The organism is Microbacterium sp. X-17, assembly GCF_039615055.1.
Map to the genome: position 1 here is coordinate 1,712,832 of NZ_JBDHNI010000001.1, position 17,435 is coordinate 1,730,266.

Here is a 17,435-nt window from a genome sequence, read left to right on the forward strand (position 1 = left end):
CGTCACGCTCCGACGTACTCCGCCAGGTGCTGCCCGGTCAGCGTCGCGCGCGCCGCGACCAGGTCGGCGGGCGTGCCCTCGAACACGATGCGTCCGCCGTCGTGGCCGGCTCCGGGGCCGAGGTCCACGATCCAGTCGGCGTGCGCCATCACGGCCTGATGGTGCTCGATCACGATCACAGACTTGCCCGAGTCGACCAGCCGGTCCAGGAGGCCGAGGAGCTGCTCGACGTCGGCCAGGTGCAGGCCGGTGGTCGGCTCGTCCAGCACGTAGACGCCGCCCTTCTCGGCCATGTGCGTCGCGAGCTTGAGGCGCTGACGCTCGCCGCCGGACAGCGTCGTCAGCGGCTGGCCGATGGTCAGGTAGCCGAGGCCGACGTCCGTCAGGCGTTGCAGGATGGCGTGCGCGGCCGGGATGCGCGACTCGCCGCTCGCGAAGAACGTCTCGGCGTCCTCCACGGACAGCGCGAGCACCTCGCTGATGTCCAGCCCGCCGAAGCGATACTCCAGCACGGAGGCGTCGAAGCGCTTGCCCTCGCAGACCTCGCACACCGTCGAGACGCCGGCCATGACGCCGAGGTCGGTGTAGATGACACCCGCGCCGTTGCAGTTCGGGCAGGCGCCCTCGGAGTTCGCGCTGAACAGCGCCGGCTTGACGCCGTTGGCCTTCGCGAACGCCTTCCGGATCGGCTCCAGCAGGCCGGTGTACGTGGCCGGGTTGCTGCGCCGCGAGCCGCGGATCGCCGCCTGGTCGACCGAGACGACGCCCTCGCGTGGCGACACCGAGCCGTGGATGAGCGAGCTCTTGCCAGAACCGGCCACGCCGGTGACCACGACCAGCACGCCGAGCGGGATGTCGACGTCCACGTCCTGCAGATTGTGCGAGGTCGCGCCGCGCACCTCCAGCCGCCCGGACGGCGTGCGCACCGACTCCTTGACCCGCGCGCGGTCGTCCAGGTGCCGCCCGGTGAGCGTGCCGCTCCCGCGCAGACCCTCGATGGTCCCCTCGTAGACGATCTCTCCCCCGGCGGTGCCGGCGCGCGGCCCGAGGTCGACCACGTGGTCGGCGATGACGATCATCTCCGGCTTGTGCTCCACCACCAGGACCGTGTTGCCCTTGTCGCGGAGCTGCACGAGCAGTTCGTTCATCCGACGCATGTCGTGCGGGTGGAGGCCGACCGACGGCTCGTCGAAGACGTAGGTGATGTCGGTGAGCGAGGACCCCAGGTGGCGGATCATCTTGGTGCGCTGCGCCTCCCCGCCCGACAGCGTGCCGGAGGGCCGGTCGAGCGACAGGTAGCCGAGGCCGATGTCCACGAAGGAGTCGAGCGTGCCCTGGAGGTTCGCCAGCAGCGGGGCGACGGACGGCTCATCCAGCCCGCGCACCCACTCCGCCAGATCGCTGAGCTGCATCGCGCACACGTCGGCGATGCTGACGCCGCGGATCAGCGACGACCGCGCGCCCTCGTTGAGCCGCGTCCCTCCGCACTCCGGGCAGGGCGCGAAGGTGACCGCGCGCTCCACGAACGCCCGGATGTGCGGCTGCATGGCCTCGACGTCCTTCGACAGCATCGACTTCTGGACGCGCGGCACCAGGCCCTCGTAGGTGAGGTTGATGCCGTTGATCTTGACCTTGACCGGCTCCTTGTAGAGGAAGTCGTGCAGCTCGGTCTCCGAGTAGTCCCGGATCGGCTTGGCCGCATCGAAGAAGCCGGACTCGCTGAACATCCGCACCGACCAGCCGTCCGCGGTGAAGCCGGGCACCGTGATCGCGCCGCCGGACAGCGACTTCGACTCGTCGTAGAGCTGGGTCAGGTCGATCTCGGAGGCGGTGCCCATCCCCTCGCAGCGCGGGCACATGCCGCCGGTCTGCTCGAAGCTGCGCTTCACCGTCCCCTTGCCCTCGATCGAGATGGCTCCGGCGCCGCGCACGGTCGGGATGTTGAACGAGAAGGCCTGCGGCGAGCCGATGTGCGGCTGCCCGAGCCGGCTGAACAGGATGCGCAGCATGGCGTTCGCGTCGGTGACCGTGCCGACCGTCGACCGCGCGTTGGCGCCCATCCGCTCCTGGTCGACGAGGATCGCCGTGGTGAGCCCCTCCAGCACGTCCACGTCCGGCCGTGCCAGCGACGGCATGAAGCCCTGCACGAACGCGCTGTAGGTCTCGTTGATCAGGCGCTGCGACTCGGCGGCGATGGTCCCGAACACCAGAGAGCTCTTGCCGGAGCCGGACACCCCGGTGAACACGGTCAACCGGCGCTTCGGGAGCTCGACGCTGACGTCCTTGAGGTTGTTCTCACGTGCGCCGCGGACACGGATGACATCGTGGCTGTCCGCCCGCTCCTGTCCGCCCTCGGCCGTGGTCGCGCTGGTCGCCGTGGTCATCGCCGTGCTCCGTCCGTTTCGGTGTGATTCCGATCTAACCAGGTGCCTCCGACCCGCTCCCCTCCCCCGGCACCGCGGCCTCGCGAGAATGGGTCTGATATGCACAGGAGATTTTCAGTATTCTGCGCGTAAGCGGCCATCCGACTCCGTGGCCGCACGACTGAAAGGTGCGTGCGATGTCCTCCACCGATCCTCTCGACTCCGCCGTCCGCGACCTCTCGCTGGACGCCTCGGAGATGACGCGTTCCGCCATCAACGCCATCCGGGCCGTGATGGGCGTCAGCGGCGCCGTCGCGGTCATCCTCGGCGTCGTGCTGCTGTTCTGGCCCGCCAAGACCATCGCCGTGCTGGCGGTGTTCCTCGGCATCTACTTCCTCATCGCCGGCATCATGCGGCTCGGCATGGGGATCTTCGCCCGCGGCATCGGCGGGGGCATCCGCACGCTGAACATCATCCTCGGCGTGCTGCTGGTGTTCCTCGCCGTCGTGACGCTGAAGAACGTCTCGACCGCGGCGACCGTGCTGGTGATCTTCGCCCTCGCCTTCATCGGCGTCGGCTGGATCATCGAGGGCGTGATGGCGCTGGTGGAGGCCGGGCGCGCCCGCTCCGCCGGGTGGGCGATCGCCTACGGCATCCTCAGCATCATCGCCGGTCTCGTGGTGCTGTTCCTCCCGCGTCGTCGGCGGTGTTCCTGATCCTGGTTCGCCGCGATCGCCCTGATCGTGCTCGGCATCATCGGGATCGTCCGCGCGTTCACCTTCGGCCGCGAGGCGCTGAAGACGACCGCGGCGCCCGCCGCACCCGCCGCCGCGTAGAGGCCACCGCCGCTCAGCGCCGCGCCTTCACCGGCAGGTGCCGGTCCCACCAGTCCAGAATGATCTCGAACCGCTCGCGACGGTGCCGCGGGCGGCCGCTGCGGCTCAGCTCGTGGTCCTCCCCAGGGAAGATCACGAGCTCGGCCTCGACGCCGCCGCGCTTCAGCGCCGCGTAGTACCGCTCGGCCTGGCCGAGCGGGCAGCGCAGGTCGCTGGACGAGTGCAGCACCAGGGTGGGCGTGCGCACCTGGTCGACCACGGCCTGCGGGCTCTGCGCCGCGATCCCGGCCGGATCGGTGCCGGTGTACTCGTCGCTGAAGAAGCTGCCGATGTCGCTGGTGCCGATGAAGGCGGCCGGGTCGAGGTAGCCGCGCTCCACGATGGCCGCGGCGAAGCGGTGGTCGTGCGCGATCGTCCACGCGGTCAGGTAGCCGCCGTAGGAGCCGCCCATCACCCCGACGCGCTCGGCGTCGAGGTCAGGGGTCTCGGCGATCGCGCCGTCCAGGAAGTCCAGGACGTCCGCCAGGTCGACGGTGCCCATCCGCTGCCGGATCACGCGGCCGTGGTCCTGGCCGTAGCCGGCCGACCCGCGCGGGTTGCACATCACCACGGCGTAGCCCGCCGCGGCGTAGACCTGCGCCTCGTCGAAGAGCGCAGCGGTGTAAGCCGCGAACGGCCCGCCGTGGATGTTCAGGAGCACGGGATGCGGTCCGGCGCCCTCCGGCACCACCACCCAGCCGTGGATCGGATAGCCGTCGCGGCCCGTGACCGTGAGCTCGCGCGGGGCGATCACGCCGGCCGCGCGCAGCGGGCGGGAGAAGTCGGTGAGCCGCCGGAGGCCGTCGCCGTCGATCACGGCCACGTCGCCCGCGGTGCCGGCATCCGAGACGCTCGCCACGATCGTCTCGCCCGACGCACCGACGCCGTTCACCACCGTGAGGTCGTCGGTGAGCCTGCGCGAGGCGCCGTCGGCCTCCACCTCGGTCAGGACGAGCGCGCCGCGGCGGCGGTCGCACACCAGCACGCTGTCGTCGCGGAAGGCGACGATGTCCGACTCGGTGAGGTCGACCGTCTCCGGATCGGTCAGGAGGCGCGGGGCGGCCCCCGGGTGGTCGATCACGTACAGGGCGGTGTTCTTGGCCACGAAGTCCCTGCCGCCCTGGCCCACGTCCTGCGCGCTGAAGTAGAGCGCGCCGTTGAGGCCGTAGGCGACGGCGACGACCGAGAAGCTGCCGTGCTCCCCCGTCGCGTCGGAGGGCTCCCGCCCGCCGTCGACGGGCACCAGGAAGACGTTCGAGCGCAGGTCGTCGTCCCGGCTGTCGTGCCGGGAGGAGACGAACGCGAGCGTCGAGCCGTCCGGCGAGAACGCGATGGTCGAGTCGTCCCAGTCCCCGCCGGTCAGCGCGCGCGGCGTGGCGACCGCGGGTGCCGGGCGGGTCGAGCCGTCGGCCTCGGCGATCGGCGCCACCGGAGGCTCCGCCCAGACGTCGGGGACGGCCACGAGGTAGACGTGCGAGCGCCGGTCGGTGATGTAGCCGAGTCCGTTGGACTGATATTTCAGCGTGTCGATCCGGCGGGCCCGCTCCCCGTTCGGGTCGATGCCCTCCACTGTGCCGTAGCGCCCCTGCTCCGGGTCGCGGCTGACGAACGCCAGCGAGCGGCCGTCCGGAGCCCAGGCGAACTCGGTCACGCCCAGCTTGCGGTCGGTGGCGACCACCGGCTCGCCGCCCGCGGCGTCGACCACCATGAGCTGCGACGGCGACTTCGGGCCGCCGCGCAGGAACGCGATCAGGCGCCCGTCCGGCGAGAACCTCGGGGCGCTGTCGCGGAAGCCGCGGGTGAGCCGCCGCGGCGCCGCGTGCCCGGACAGCGGGACGTTCCAGAGCTGCCCGACCGTCGCGTCGGCGGCGAGCGAGGGATGCGTCACCGAGACCACCGCTCGGCCTCCTGCCGGGTGGACGGTGGGACGCGAGACCCCGGTCAGGAGCTCGAGGTCAGCGGCCCTCATTCGCTGATCGGCTCGAAGCTGGAGACGTCGCCGACGAGACGGGTATGGTCGGCCGGGACCGGGTCGACCACGGCCGACGCGACCTCCGCGGCGAACTCGCCGACGTTGTAGAGGCGCCCGGCGGCCTCCTTGCGGGCGTCGATCGCGCCCGGGTTCAGTCGGTTGAGCAGCGTCGCGGTGATGGTGCCCTCGATCATGTCGCCGGAGACCACGACGAACTCGACGCCCTTCGCCTCCAGCTCCGGCAGCAGCGCCCGCAGCGCGTCCTCGCCCGCCCGCTTGCTCAGCGCGACCGCCTCGTACTCCGGCATGGTCGGCGTCGAGCGGATGAAGTGCGCCTGGTGGCTGGTGACGAACACCACGCGCGAGCCCGGCGCCATGAGCGGCAGCGCCGACGTCAGGACGTTCACCTGCGCGTCGCGGTTGAGCTGCATGGCGTAGTCCTCCGCCATCCCGGACTCCATGCCGCCCGAGGCGTTGAGGACGAGGATGTCGAGGCCGCCCCACTCGGCGTCGATCGTCCGGAAGAGCGCGCCGACCGAGGTCGGGTCGGTGAGGTCGGCGCCGACCGTGATCGCCGAGCCGCCCTGCTCGCGGATGGTGTCGGCCAGCTTGACCGCGCGCGCCTCCTTGTTGCGGTAGTTGATCGCGACCGCGGCGCCGGCGTCGGCCAGGTACTGCACGGTGTCGGCGCCGATGCCGCGCGACGAACCGGTGACGAGGGCGCGTTTGCCGGTGAGGCTGCCCTGCTCGAGCGGGCTGGCGGACGCGGAAGCGTTGGACACGGGTACTCCTAGAGCGTTGGACGACACGGCTTTCTGAGACTACCAAGTGCGTTCCGTCCGGTGGGCCGCGGGAATGCTAGCGTTTTAGCAAGTACATAGTGATGTGTAGACACATGGTGATGTGTAGAGAGGGGGCCGCTCATGGACATCACGTCCTTCGCCTGGATCGCCTGGCTCGTCCTCATCCTCGTCTTCGTGATCATCGAGATGCTGACGCTCGACTTCGTCTTCCTCATGATCGCGATCGGCAGCTTCGGCGGGCTGATCGCCGGGCTGTTCGGCGCGCCGTGGTGGCTGCAGCTCATCATCGCCGCCGCGATCTCCGTGGTCCTGGTCTTCTTCATCCGGCCGCCGCTGCTGCACAGGCTCAAGCGCGGAGGCGACCCCACCAAGAGCAATGTGGACGCGCTGATCGGCATGAACGGCGTCGTCGTCTCGACCGTCTCGCGCACCGCGGGCCTGGTCAAGCTGTCCGTCGGGGAGACCTGGACCGCGCGGCTCTCGCCCGCCCAGTCCGGCCCCGCCGAACTGGTGCCCGGCGAGCATGTCATCGTCCTGAGCATCGAGGGCGCGACGGCCGTCGTCGCCCCGTCACCGGTGTCGGCGGGAGCCGGCGACCTCACTGAGAGGAGCCTGACGTGACCGATGTCACCCAGCTCGTCGTGACCATCGTGGTCTCGGTCATCGTCCTGGTGATCGCGATCTTCGTGCTGGTCACGCTGTTCCGCGCCATCCGGATCATCCCGCAGGCGCGGGCCGGGGTGGTGGAGCGGCTGGGCCGGTACCACAAGACGCTCACCCCGGGCCTCAACGTCGTCGTCCCCTTCATCGACAAGGTGCGGCCGCTCATCGACCTCCGCGAGCAGGTCGTGTCGTTCCCGCCGCAGCCGGTCATCACCGAGGACAACCTGGTCGTCTCGATCGACACAGTCGTCTACTTCCAGGTCACCGACGCCCGCGCCGCGACGTACGAGATCGCCAACTACCTCGGGGCCGTCGAGCAGCTCACCACGACCACGCTCCGTAACGTGGTCGGCGGCCTGAACCTCGAAGCCGCTCTGACCAGCCGCGACAACATCAACGGCCAGCTCCGCCTGGTGCTCGACGAGGCCACCGGCAAGTGGGGCATCCGAGTATCCCGCGTCGAGCTGAAGGCGATCGACCCGCCCGTGTCCATCCAGGACTCGATGGAGAAGCAGATGCGCGCCGAGCGCGACCGTCGTGCGCTGATCCTGACGGCCGAGGGCACCAAGCAGTCCGAGATCCTCAACGCGGAGGGGTTGCGGCAGGCCGCGATCCTCAAGGCGGAGGGCGACGCGAAGGCGGCCGTGCTCCGTGCGGAGGGCGAGGCGAAGGCGATCACCACCGTCTTCGGCGCCATCCACGAGGGGAATCCCGACAACCTGCTGCTGGCCTACCAGTACCTGCAGACGCTGCCGAAGCTCGCCGAGGGAAGCGCGAACAAGCTCTGGGTCATCCCGAGCGAGCTCACGGAGGCGCTGAAGGGCATCGGGCAGGCGTTCGGGCCGAAGGGCGCGGCCGCGGCCGGGCTCGACGCTGTCCCGGCCGGCACTCAGGCCGCACCGTCCGTGGAGGCGGCCGCCGCCGGCGCCACGGGTCCGACTCCCCCGCCCGCTCCCCCGGCGTGACGTTCCTCGACGGGCCGCGGCCGCGCATCATCGCGCACCGCGGCCTGGCCGTGGAGGCGCCGGAGAACACGCTGCTCGCGTTCCTGAAGGCGCTGAGCGCGGGTGCGACGCACCTGGAGACGGACGTGCACGCCTCGGCCGACGGCGAGGCCGTGATCAGCCACGATCCCGACCTGTCCCGGGTGGCCGGCCGCGACGTGCGCGTGGAGCAGCTCACCCTGGCCGAGCTGCGGCGCATCCCGCTCGGCGACGGCCAGTCGTTCTGCTCGCTCGCCGAGGCGCTGGACGCCTTCCCGGCGGCGCGCTTCAACATCGACATCAAGGACGAGCGCGCCGCGGCCCCGGCCGCCGCCGCGATCGTCACGACGCGCGCGGCCGACCGGGTCCTCCTCACGAGCTTCTCGGCGGCGCGCAGGAGAGCCGCGACCTCCGCCCTCCCGGAGGTCGCGGTGTCGCCCTCGGTCTCGGAGTTCGTACCCGCGCTGCTCGGTTCGAAACTGGGGGTGCGACCCCTCACCCGGCGGGCGCTGCGCGGGTTCGCGGCCGTGCAGATCCCGGAGCGCCGCGGCCCGGTGCGCCTGGTCACCTCCCGCACGGTCCGCGCGATCCAGGCCGCCGGAGCCGAGGTGCACGTCTGGACGGTGGACGACGTCGCCGGCATGACCCGACTGCTCGACCTGGGAGTCGACGGAATCGTCACCAACCGCTGCGACCTCCTGAAAGCCCTGGTCGACCCGCGAAAATAGGCCGTCGCTCCTACCCCGACGCTGTGAGCCCACTGAGAGAAGGCGGCGTCCGGAAAGAGAATCCCCAGCTTGCTGGTTTATAACTGTGAGGATTCGCGCGAAGAGGAGACCACACGATGGCAGATCGCAGTTTGCGCGGAATGAGGCTTGGCGCCCAGAGCTTACAAAGTGAAGAAGGCGTCGTCTACTCTCCGCGTTCCCGTTATACGTACCTGTGCCCCGACTGCGGCACGGAGACCGAAATGGTCTTCGCCGCCGAGGCCGAGGCTCCCAATGCCTGGGAGTGCAAGCACTGCGGCCACGAGGCCCGCTTGCTGGTCGACGACAAGCCCGTCGAGATCGACCACTCGGACGTCAAGACGCCGCGCAGCCACTGGGACATGCTCCTGGAGCGTCGCACCCGGGCCGAGCTCGAAGAGCTCCTCGAGGAGCGGCTGCAGTACCTGCGCGCACGCCGCGGGACGACCGAGCACAAGCACACCGCCTGACGTTCGGCATCCTGTACAGCCGCTCTCACCGTTCCGGTGGGAGCGGCTTTCTCGTGTCCGGCGCCGGCAGCCTGCGGCACAGCGCGGCCGCCAGGAGGCCGAAGAGCCCGAGACCGGCGACCAGGAACTCGATGCCGCGGCTCAGCAGCGTGGAGGGCGTGGTCGTGGTCCCGAGCGGCACGTCCGCGACCATGTGGCCGGGCGTGAACGGGGGGATCATGGTGATCGTCTTGCCGTCCGGCGCGATGATCTGGCTGCTGCCGACGGTCGAGATGTTCACCAGCGCCCGGCCGGACTCGATCGCGCGCAGCCGGGCGATCGCGAGCTGCTGCTCGTTCTCGTCGGTCTGGCCGAAGTCCGCGTTGTTGGTCTGCGCGAGGATGACCTGGGCGTCGTCGTTCATCATGTCGGTCAGGAGCTGGTCGTCCACGATGTCGAAGCAGATCGAGATGCCGGCGCGCACTCCCCCGACGTCGAAGACGTTGTCGCGGGTCCCCGGCGTGTAGTCGCGGCCGATGAGGTCGATGAGCGACGGCGCGAAGGGCCGCCAGAACGACCGGTCGGGCACGTACTCGCCGAACGGGACGGGGTGCTTCTTGTCGTAGTAGTCGACGGCGCCCTTGCCCGCCTCCCACTGCAGCGACGTGTTGAAGTACTTGCCGTCGCGGTAGGTGATCGTCCCGACGATGAAGGGGGCGCCGAACCGCCGGCCGAGCGCGTCGAGGACGGAGGCCGTCCCCGGGTCGCGGGTCGGATCCGGCAACGCAGCGCCTTCCGGCCACACCACCATGTCGACCTTCTTGTCGCCCGACGACTGCGAGAGCGGGATCTTCAGCGTCTCGGTGATCTGGGTGTCCAGCACCGCGCCCACCGGCGCGTTGTCGAAGTACCCGGCGGGTCCGTTGCCCTGGACCGCCGCGATCCGCGTGGTCCCGTGCGTGGTCGCCGGCCACGACGGCACGGCCAGCACCAGCGCGACCGCGCCCAGGGCGATCGCGCCGCGGAGGACGGTGCGCACGTCGACCGCGAAGAACAGCTCGATCAGGAGCGCGACCAGCCAGACCATGACGAAGCCCAGCCCCGAGATCCCGAGCCAGGCGACCAGCGGCGCGTACGGGCTCAGCGACTGCGACTCCGCCACCCGGCCCCAGGAGAAGCCGCCGTACGGCCAGTTGCCCGTCACGTACTCCCGCAGCACCCAGAGTCCCGCGACGACGACGGGCACCAGCCCCAGACGTCCCGCGATCCCCGGCCAGGCCCGCGGCACCCAGCGGTACGCCAGTGTCAGGAGGATGCCGCCCGCGCCCCAGAACAACGCTTCGAGCGTGGAGAGCGCGACCCACGGGACCGGCCCCAGGTACAGCGACGTCCACGACACATGCACCAGGTAGAACGCCTCGGCCGCCAGCCAGCCGACGAGGAACGCGGCGCCGGATGTGCGGCCGCGCTGCGCGAGCAGCACCATCCCGATGCCGACGAACGTCAGCGGCCACAGGTTCTGCCCCGGGAAGCCCGCGGCGAGGACGGGCCCGGCTCCGACGCCCACGACGATCGCGAGCCAGAGCGGCAGCGGCGCTGCCGGCAGGGGCGGCCGCCGTCGGGGCGCGCGTGGGCGTCGGGTCACGAAGGGAGAGCTTAAGGCATCCGGCCCTGTGTCCCGCACAGGCGCCGCTCCCGTGCGCTCAGGCAACGGCGGAGTACGCGACGATGCCACGGCGGATCGACTCCAGCGCCTGCCGTGCCGTGCGTCCGACGTTGCCCTGCGCGACCAGCGAGAGCTGGTCCAGGAGGTCGATCGTCTGCTTCGCCCAGCGCACGAAGTCGCCGGCGGCCATGTCGGCCTCGCGCAGCACGACGTCCAGCGCCGCACCGCGCGCCCACTGGTGCATCGCCAGCGCCAGCGCCGTGGAGACCGGCTCGCTGCCCGGGAGGCGGTTGTCGCGCTCCAGGTCGTCCAGCCGGGCCCAGAGGTCGGTGGTGCGGTCCAGGGCGGGGCGGAAGGCGCCGCGCGGGAGGTTGCGGTCGTGCGCGAGACCGTCGTCACGGCGCGGCTCGAAGACCAGCGCGCACGCCATCGCGGCGAGGCCCGCGGCGTCCAGCTCCTTCCAGTAGCCGCGGCGCAGGCACTCGGCGACGAGCAGGTCCCGCTCGCCGTAGATGCGCTTGAGCGTGCGGCCGTGCACGGTCAGCACCGTCTCGCCGTCCTCCTCGGCCAGGTAGCCGAGCTCCAGCAGCACGTCGGACACGCGGTCGAAGACCTTCGCGACCGCTCCCGTGCGGGACTGGATCTGGGCGCTGAGCCGGTCGGTGTCGCGCTTGAGCTTCCACCAGCGCTCCGACCAGCGGGCGTGCTGCTCGCGGTCGGGGCAGCGGTGGCAGGGGTGCTCCCGCATCCGCTTCCGCAGCGCGGCGAGCTGACGCTGGCGCCGCTCGCGGTCGGCCTTGGAGGCGTTCTCGATGCGCTGACCCTTCTTCTCCAAGTCGCTGAGCTCACGGCGGATGCGCGAGTACTCGCGGAAGTCGCCGAGGTGGCACTCCATGGCCTTCTCGTAACCGGCGAGGGACTCCTCCTGCTGGCGCACCTTGCGGGCGAGGTCGACCACCGCGCGGTCGGCCTGGAACTGCGCGAACGACGACTCCAGGATCTCGCGGGTGCGCACCCGCCCGAACTGATCGATGAGGTTGACGGCCATGTTGTAGGTGGGCCGGAAGCTCGAGTTGAGCGGATAGCTGCGGCGGGAGGCCAGCGAGGCGACCGACTGCGGGTCGAGGCCGTCCTCCCACTGGATGACGGAGTGCCCCTCGACGTCGATCCCGCGGCGCCCAGCGCGGCCGGTGAGCTGGGTGTACTCCCCCGGCGTGATCGGCACGCGCGCCTCGCCGTTGAACTTCTCCAGCTTCTCCAGCACGACCGTGCGTGCGGGCATGTTGATGCCCAGCGCCAGCGTCTCGGTCGCGAAGACCACCTTGACCAGCTTCCGGCGGAAGAGCTCCTCCACGACCTCCTTGAAGGCGGGCAGCATGCCGGCGTGGTGGGCCGCGACGCCGCGCTCCAGGCCCTCCAGCCACTCCCAGTAGCCGAGCACGGCGAGGTCCTCGTCCAGCAGGGTGCGGCAGCGCTCCTCGACGATGGCGCGGATCTCGTCGCGCTCGCGCTGCTCGGTGAGCCGTACGCCCTCGCGCAGGGTCTGGCGGACGGCGGCGTCGCAGCCGTTGCGGCTGAAGATGAAGAAGATCGCCGGGAGGAGGTTGTGCTCGTTCAGCATCCGGACGAAGTCCGCGCGGTTCATCCGGAAGGTGTCGGGGCGGCCGCCGCGCGAGTGGTAGCGCCCGACGTCGCGCGTCTGCCGGCTGGAGAGCACCCGGCCGCCATACCGCGCCATCTGCACGAGCTCCGGATTCACTCGGTTGGTCGCCGCCAGCCCGGACGAGTCGAACAGGTCGATCAGCTTGGTGCGCATCAGGATGTGCTGCTCCAGCGGCACCGGGCGCTCCTCGGAGACCACCACGTCGGTGTCGCCGCGCACCGCCTGCAGCCAGTCGCCGAACTCCTCGGCGTTGGAGACCGTGGCGCTGAGGGAAACCATCCGCACCGCCTGCGGCAGGTGGATGATGACCTCCTCCCAGACGGCCCCGCGGAACCGGTCAGCCAGGTAATGCACCTCGTCCATCACCACGTAGGCCAGATCGCCGAGGAGGTCGGAGTCCGCGTACAGCATGTTGCGGAGCACCTCGGTGGTCATCACCACGATGCGGGCGTGCGAGTTGATGTTGGTGTCGCCCGTCAGGAGGCCGACCGACTCCGGCCCGTAGGCCTCGACGAACTCCTGGAACTTCTGGTTGCTCAGCGCCTTCATCGGCGTCGTATAGAACACCTTCGCGTTGGCCTCGCGCATGGCGAGGAACACCGCGAACTCGGCGACGATGGTCTTGCCCGCACCGGTCGGGGCGGCCACGAGCACGCTGCGGCCGTTCTCCAGGCTCGCGCACGCCTCGCGCTGGAACGGGTCCAGGTCGAAGCGCAGCCCCGCCCGGAACGTCTCCAGCACGGGCTGCTGCGCCCGTTGCCGCGAGGCGGCGAAGCGTTCGGCCGGGGAGAGCTGCTGCTGGTCGGTCACGCGACCAGCCTATGCCGCGAGCTCGGCCTCCAGCCGCATCGCCGCCTTGGCCGCGCGGCGGTCGTGCAGCCAGGCGACTCCGTAGGCGCCGAAGTAGAGCAGCACCATCGGCACGGCCAGCAGGAACATCGAGAGCACGTCGGCCGCGGGCGTCGCGATGGCGGTGAAGAGCGCGATCATGATGATCGCCCAGCGCCAGGAGGCGATGATCGACTTGGCGCTCAGCACGCCGACGAAGTTGAGCAGCACCAGGAACACCGGGAGCACGAAGGCGACGCCGACCGCGAGGACGAGCTTGGTCACGAAGTCGATGTAGGTCTTAGCGTCGATGATCGCCGCGTCCTGCTCCGGCGCGAAGCTGGTCAGGAGGCTGACCATGTGCGGCACGAGCAGCCAGCCGGCCACGCCTCCCGCGATGAACAGCGGCACCGCGGTGAAGAAGAAGCCGAACGCGTACTTGAGCTCTTTGCGCGTAAGCGCGGGCACGAAGAACGCCCAGATCTGCCACAGCCAGATCGGGCTGGAGACGATCACGCCGATGGTGATCGCCATCTGCATCTTCAGGTCGAAGGCGCCGGTGATGCTGCCGTAGTTCAGCAGCGCCTCGCGGCCCTGCTGCTTCGCGATCTCGGTGATGGGGGCACGCAGCGCGTCCATCACGGGACCGGCGAGGATCCAGCCCACGACCGCGCCGACCAGCAGGCCGATCGCAGCGCGGAACAGACGTTTACGAAGCTCGACGAAGTGCTCGGCCAGCGACATCCGGCCTTCGCGGTTCTTGCCTCGCTTGGTGGAGGCCACGCAGCTACTGCTTCGGCTTGGACTCGGTCGAGTCGTTAATCGGCGCAGTAGTGGTAGGCGCGGAAGCGCTGGGGGCGGCGGTCGACGCGTCGGTGTTCGCGCCGTCGTCCTTGCCGTCCTTCTTCATCTCGTCGACCTCGCCCTTGAAGATGCGCATGGACTGGCCGATGCTCTTCGCGAGGGCGGGAAGCTTGGGCGCACCGAAGAGAAGGAGGATGACCGCGAGAATGATGAGCAGGTGCCATCCGGTGAGGCCGCCGAGCATGATTTACGTCCTTCTGTTCAAGTACGAGTAGCGGAACGGATCCGCCCTGACGAGTATTTTACCGCGCCGAACCCGGCTGTCTCTGCGAGCTTGCCGTGCGACCTGACGGTCGGCGACGGCTTGTTCCCGCTGTGCGCGGAGCAGGTCCGCATCCGCGAAGACGGCGCTGTGAAACTCAGTGTACCGCATGTCATCCGAGCGTTGCCTGAGGATGTCCGCCTTCTCGATCAGCGCGCTCGCCTCGCGGCCGGCGGCCATGACCTTGCGGAACAGCCACCAGGCGAAGAACGCGAGCATGCCGAGGAGGCCGAGCACGAGCACGACCCAGATGACGACCCACGACCACCACGGCATGCAGGGAGCCTAACGGTAGCGGTCGGCGCCCGCACGCGCCCACTCGGCGACGAGCCGGCGGGCCTCGGGAGGGTCGAGCACGGTGAGCACGCCGGCGAGCCCGGCGACCAGGCGCTTGAGGCCGTGGAAGTGGGCGACGCGCACGCTCGTGCGGATGACGCCGTCGCGCTCCTCGCGCGCTGCGCCCTCCGGGATGTAGTCCTCGATGAGCGGGATCGCGGACGCGGACACCTCGACGGTGACCAGCTGGTCCTCCGGCGTGCCCTCGAAGAGCGTCTCAGGCAGCTTGAGGTCGCCCGGCCGGTAGGTGATCGGCTCCTTCGTCGTCATCAGGCCGTCGATGCGGTCGAGGCGGAAGGTGCGGATCGCGGTGCGGAGGTGGTCCCAGCCGCGCAGGTACCAGTCCTGGTCGACGGACTCGACCCGCAGCGGGTCGACGCGGCGGCGCTCCCGCTCTCCGCGCGAGTTGAGGTAGTCGAACTCGAGCTGGGTGCCGGCGATGACGGCCTCGCGGATGGTCGCGAGGGCCTCGTCCGACTCGGAGCGGGCGACGGCGACCTGGCTCGGCGCGGCGGACGCGCCGCGGGCCAGCTTGGCCATCAGCGAGCCGATCACGTCGCGGTCGGCGTTCTCCGGCAGCGCGGTGAGGTACTGGAGGCCGGCGATCAGCGCGGCGGCCTCCCGCGCGGAGAAGCGCGGCGAGTCGTCGATCGCGACCTGGTGGGTGAGGACGATGCGGTCGTTCTCCTCGAACTCGTCCCAGGAGATGTCGAACAGGTCGCCCGGCTGGTAGGCGTTCGTCTCGCCCGGGATGCCGGAGACGGCGATGAGCCGCACGGCGTCGCGCATGCTCTCCTCGTCCACGCCGAAGTGCTCGGCCGCCTCCGCGACGGTGACCCGGTCGCGGTCCATCAGGTACGGGACCAGGGCGAGCAGGAAGGCCAGCTTGTCCTGGGCCTGCATCGGGCGCCTGCGCTCAGCCACGGGCGTTCCCCTCCCCCGCGTCCGCGACGCCCTCGTGCGCCTCGGCCACCGCCACCAGCCGCTCGACCACCTTGCCGCGCAGCTCCTCCGGGGCCAGCACCAGCACCTCCGGGCCGAAGGCCGCGAGCTGGTCGGCGAGGATGTTGATGTCCGAGAAGTTCACCGTGAGCCGGAAGGCCGCGCCCTCGTGCTCGGCCGGGACCGCATCGCCGTAGCGCTTGCGCAGCCGGGTCGCGGCGTCGGTGCCCGCCGTCACCTCGATCTCGGCGACGTTCGCCGCCCAGATCCGCTCCAGGTCCTCCAGCGCCCGCTCGGCGAAGTCGTCGCCCTCCGGCGTGAATGTGCGGTTCGTGACCTTGACCGGCCCGACCATGCGCGAGAGCAGGAAGGTGCGCGAGCCGCCGGCCTCCTGGTCGATGCCCTGCAGGTGCCAGCGACCCTGGTGCTGCACGAGCGCGAGCGGCGCGACCGTGCGCACGCGCGACGCGCTCTCACCGGGCTTGAGGTAGGGGAACTGGACGATCGCGTTGCGCTCCAGCGCCTGGCTCAGCGGCTCGAAGGCGCTCTCGCGGGCACGCAGGCGCGGTGCGTAGCCGACGACCGGCTCGTCGGCCTCCACGCCGAGCGAGCGCAGCTTCATCAGCGCGCGGCGCGACTCCCCCGACAGCGAGCCCTCGCGCCACACTGTGGCGGCGAGGCCGAGCAGGGTGATCTCCATCGGGGAGAACACCACGTCGGCCGGGAGGTCGTATGCGCCCTTCGGGATGCGGTAGCGCAGCAGCTGGTTGTTGCCCGCGGCCTCCGGCGACTCGACCGTCTCCAGCGGCACGCCGAGCTCGCGGATGTCGTCCTTGTCGCGCTCGAACTGGCGCTCCAGGCTGCTGTTGTCGCCGTGCGACTCGTAGCGCTGGCGGTAGCCCTGGACGGTCGAGAGGATCTCGTTCTTCGTCAGGCCGTTCTCGGTCGCGAGCAGCGCCAGCACGAGGCTGAAGAGACGCTCCTCGACCGGGACGCGCGCGGGCGAAGACGAGGATCGGGGCACCCGACCATCCTAGTCGGGACTCAGCGGACTCCGAGGATGTCGACCACCCAGGCCGCGGCGGGGACGTTGCCGTTCGCGGGGGCCTCGATGACGAGCTGCGAGCCGACCTTCTGGCCGACCAGCGGCTTCAGGACCTCCTGCGGCAGCGCCTGGTTGAGCGCGCTCTGGCCGGTGCTCATCGCCACGATGTCGGGCGACTTGCTCTGCCAGCTGCTCATCACGACGTTCTTCTGGTCCCAGCCGACCGCGGTGTAGTGGAGGACGACCTGCGAGTCGGCCTTGACCTCCTCGCCGTCGCCCTGCTTGAGCGTCTCGGTGCGGACGGTCTTGGGCGCGCCGCCGGAGGACGGGATCGTGATGCCCGGCTGGCCGGTCGGCGCGAGCACGACGGTCGGGAAGCCGGAGACGGAGGGGCGGACGGCGCCGTTGGCCGCCGGGAGGTAGGCGTGCACGATGTCGGCGACGAGGATGGTCGTGTTGCCCGAGCCGGCCCCGCCGGAGTCCTTCGGCGAGATCGCGACCGCGACGCGCGAGCCGACCGGGGCGCAGAGCAGGCCCTTGCTGATCGCCGCGTTGGAGTTGCCGATCGTGATCGGCGTGGTGTCGCCGCCGTAGCTGCCCTTCTCGCCGACCTGGCCGGTCTGGCCGTCGAGCAGCGTGTACTGGATCTCGACCATCTGGCCGTTGATCACCGGCTGGCCGCTGCCCGTGGTGAGGATCGTGCGCTCGGAGGTCGTGGTGTCGACCGGCGTCGGGAAGCTGATCTTCGGCTCCTTGCCGATCGGACCGGAGGCCTTCACCAGGTCCGACGCCTGCCCGCTCTTCAGGGCGGAGCCGCAGTCGGCGTTCGGGTTGGACGAACATCCGGTCAGCGCCGCGGCGACGATGCCGACGGCGAGGAGGGCGACGGACGATCTTCCGAGTGCGGTAGCTCTGCGCACGGGTCCTCTTTCGATGCGGGCATTTGCGATGCGAGCGGTGGGGGTTGTCGCGTCA

At 70.4% G+C, this 17,435-nt stretch carries 16 protein-coding genes; 5 read left to right on the forward strand and 11 right to left on the reverse strand.

What is annotated here, in order from left to right:
- Positions 1–2 precede the first annotated feature (2 nt).
- The gene (locus ABCS02_RS08330; RefSeq protein ID WP_345835116.1) at positions 3–2,384 is read right to left on the reverse strand and encodes an excinuclease ABC subunit UvrA; all 2,382 of its coding nucleotides are present in this window, start codon (positions 2,382–2,384) and stop codon (positions 3–5) included.
- Positions 2,385–2,560: 176 nt separating this feature from the next.
- Between ABCS02_RS08330 and ABCS02_RS08335 the strand changes: the two genes are divergently transcribed.
- Positions 2,561–3,079 carry a DUF308 domain-containing protein gene (locus ABCS02_RS08335; RefSeq protein WP_345835118.1) on the forward strand — a complete coding sequence of 173 codons (519 nt, stop codon included), beginning with the start codon at positions 2,561–2,563 and terminating at the stop codon, positions 3,077–3,079.
- A 133-nt stretch (positions 3,080–3,212) separates the two neighbouring features.
- Here ABCS02_RS08335 and ABCS02_RS08340 read toward each other — a convergent pair whose 3' ends face one another.
- A complete protein-coding gene (locus tag ABCS02_RS08340; protein ID WP_345835119.1) occupies positions 3,213–5,207 on the reverse strand; it encodes a S9 family peptidase in 1,995 nt (664 codons plus the stop codon).
- Positions 5,204–5,992, reverse strand: coding sequence for an SDR family oxidoreductase (locus ABCS02_RS08345; RefSeq protein ID WP_345835120.1), 789 nt, complete (start codon positions 5,990–5,992; stop codon positions 5,204–5,206). Before ABCS02_RS08345 ends, ABCS02_RS08340 begins: the two co-directional genes overlap by 4 nt.
- Positions 5,993–6,133: 141 nt before the next feature.
- Between ABCS02_RS08345 and ABCS02_RS08350 the strand changes: the two genes are divergently transcribed.
- The 4 genes from ABCS02_RS08350 to ABCS02_RS08365 all read left to right on the forward strand — a co-directional run bounded on the left by ABCS02_RS08350 (position 6,134) and on the right by ABCS02_RS08365 (position 8,875).
- Complete coding sequence (locus ABCS02_RS08350) at positions 6,134–6,634, forward strand: NfeD family protein (RefSeq protein ID WP_345835121.1); 501 nt, start codon at positions 6,134–6,136, stop codon at positions 6,632–6,634.
- Positions 6,631–7,641 (forward strand): SPFH domain-containing protein, encoded by a 1,011-nt coding sequence (locus tag ABCS02_RS08355; protein WP_345835122.1) that lies wholly within the window; start codon positions 6,631–6,633, stop codon positions 7,639–7,641. Before ABCS02_RS08350 ends, ABCS02_RS08355 begins: the two co-directional genes overlap by 4 nt.
- Positions 7,638–8,387, forward strand: coding sequence for a glycerophosphodiester phosphodiesterase family protein (locus ABCS02_RS08360; protein WP_345835123.1), 750 nt, complete (start codon positions 7,638–7,640; stop codon positions 8,385–8,387). The genes ABCS02_RS08355 and ABCS02_RS08360 overlap by 4 nt, the downstream gene beginning before the upstream one ends.
- A 116-nt stretch (positions 8,388–8,503) precedes the next feature.
- On the forward strand, positions 8,504–8,875 hold the full coding sequence (locus ABCS02_RS08365; RefSeq protein ID WP_345835124.1) for an RNA polymerase-binding protein RbpA: 372 nt from the start codon (positions 8,504–8,506) through the stop codon (positions 8,873–8,875).
- A 25-nt stretch (positions 8,876–8,900) separates the two neighbouring features.
- Here the strand turns inward: ABCS02_RS08365 and lnt are convergent, their stop codons facing one another.
- Genes lnt through ABCS02_RS08405 form a run of 8 tightly spaced genes read right to left on the reverse strand, consistent with a single transcriptional unit; the run spans position 8,901 to position 17,380 of the window.
- The gene (lnt, locus tag ABCS02_RS08370) at positions 8,901–10,499 is read right to left on the reverse strand and encodes an apolipoprotein N-acyltransferase (RefSeq protein ID WP_345835125.1); all 1,599 of its coding nucleotides are present in this window, start codon (positions 10,497–10,499) and stop codon (positions 8,901–8,903) included.
- Between the two features lie 58 nt (positions 10,500–10,557).
- Positions 10,558–12,993 carry a DEAD/DEAH box helicase gene (locus tag ABCS02_RS08375; RefSeq protein WP_345835126.1) on the reverse strand — a complete coding sequence of 812 codons (2,436 nt, stop codon included), beginning with the start codon at positions 12,991–12,993 and terminating at the stop codon, positions 10,558–10,560.
- Between the two features lie 9 nt (positions 12,994–13,002).
- Positions 13,003–13,755 carry a twin-arginine translocase subunit TatC gene (gene tatC / locus ABCS02_RS08380; RefSeq protein WP_345835200.1) on the reverse strand — a complete coding sequence of 251 codons (753 nt, stop codon included), beginning with the start codon at positions 13,753–13,755 and terminating at the stop codon, positions 13,003–13,005.
- 43 nt (positions 13,756–13,798) lie between these two features.
- Complete coding sequence (gene tatA / locus ABCS02_RS08385) at positions 13,799–14,059, reverse strand: Sec-independent protein translocase subunit TatA (protein ID WP_345835127.1); 261 nt, start codon at positions 14,057–14,059, stop codon at positions 13,799–13,801.
- A gap of 3 nt (positions 14,060–14,062) precedes the next feature.
- Positions 14,063–14,413, reverse strand: coding sequence for a hypothetical protein (locus ABCS02_RS08390; protein ID WP_345835128.1), 351 nt, complete (start codon positions 14,411–14,413; stop codon positions 14,063–14,065).
- 9 nt (positions 14,414–14,422) lie between these two features.
- Positions 14,423–15,397 carry a WYL domain-containing protein gene (locus ABCS02_RS08395; protein ID WP_345835129.1) on the reverse strand — a complete coding sequence of 325 codons (975 nt, stop codon included), beginning with the start codon at positions 15,395–15,397 and terminating at the stop codon, positions 14,423–14,425.
- Positions 15,390–16,439, reverse strand: coding sequence for a WYL domain-containing protein (locus ABCS02_RS08400; protein WP_345835130.1), 1,050 nt, complete (start codon positions 16,437–16,439; stop codon positions 15,390–15,392). The genes ABCS02_RS08395 and ABCS02_RS08400 overlap by 8 nt, the downstream gene beginning before the upstream one ends.
- A 20-nt stretch (positions 16,440–16,459) precedes the next feature.
- On the reverse strand, positions 16,460–17,380 hold the full coding sequence (locus ABCS02_RS08405; protein WP_345835131.1) for a peptidylprolyl isomerase: 921 nt from the start codon (positions 17,378–17,380) through the stop codon (positions 16,460–16,462).
- Between the last annotated feature and the right edge of the window lie 55 nt (positions 17,381–17,435).

Coding starts and splice junctions, on each gene's coding strand:
- ABCS02_RS08335 (WP_345835118.1), top strand. CDS start 2,561: ATGTCCTCCACCGATCCTCTCGACTCCGCCGTCCGCGACCTCTCGCTG.
- ABCS02_RS08365 (WP_345835124.1), top strand. CDS start 8,504: ATGGCAGATCGCAGTTTGCGCGGAATGAGGCTTGGCGCCCAGAGCTTA.
- ABCS02_RS08390 (WP_345835128.1), bottom strand. CDS start 14,413: ATGCCGTGGTGGTCGTGGGTCGTCATCTGGGTCGTGCTCGTGCTCGGC.
- ABCS02_RS08340 (WP_345835119.1), bottom strand. CDS start 5,207: ATGAGGGCCGCTGACCTCGAGCTCCTGACCGGGGTCTCGCGTCCCACC.
- ABCS02_RS08330 (WP_345835116.1), bottom strand. CDS start 2,384: ATGACCACGGCGACCAGCGCGACCACGGCCGAGGGCGGACAGGAGCGG.
- tatA (WP_345835127.1), bottom strand. CDS start 14,059: ATGCTCGGCGGCCTCACCGGATGGCACCTGCTCATCATTCTCGCGGTC.
- ABCS02_RS08350 (WP_345835121.1), top strand. CDS start 6,134: ATGGACATCACGTCCTTCGCCTGGATCGCCTGGCTCGTCCTCATCCTC.
- tatC (WP_345835200.1), bottom strand. CDS start 13,755: ATGTCGCTGGCCGAGCACTTCGTCGAGCTTCGTAAACGTCTGTTCCGC.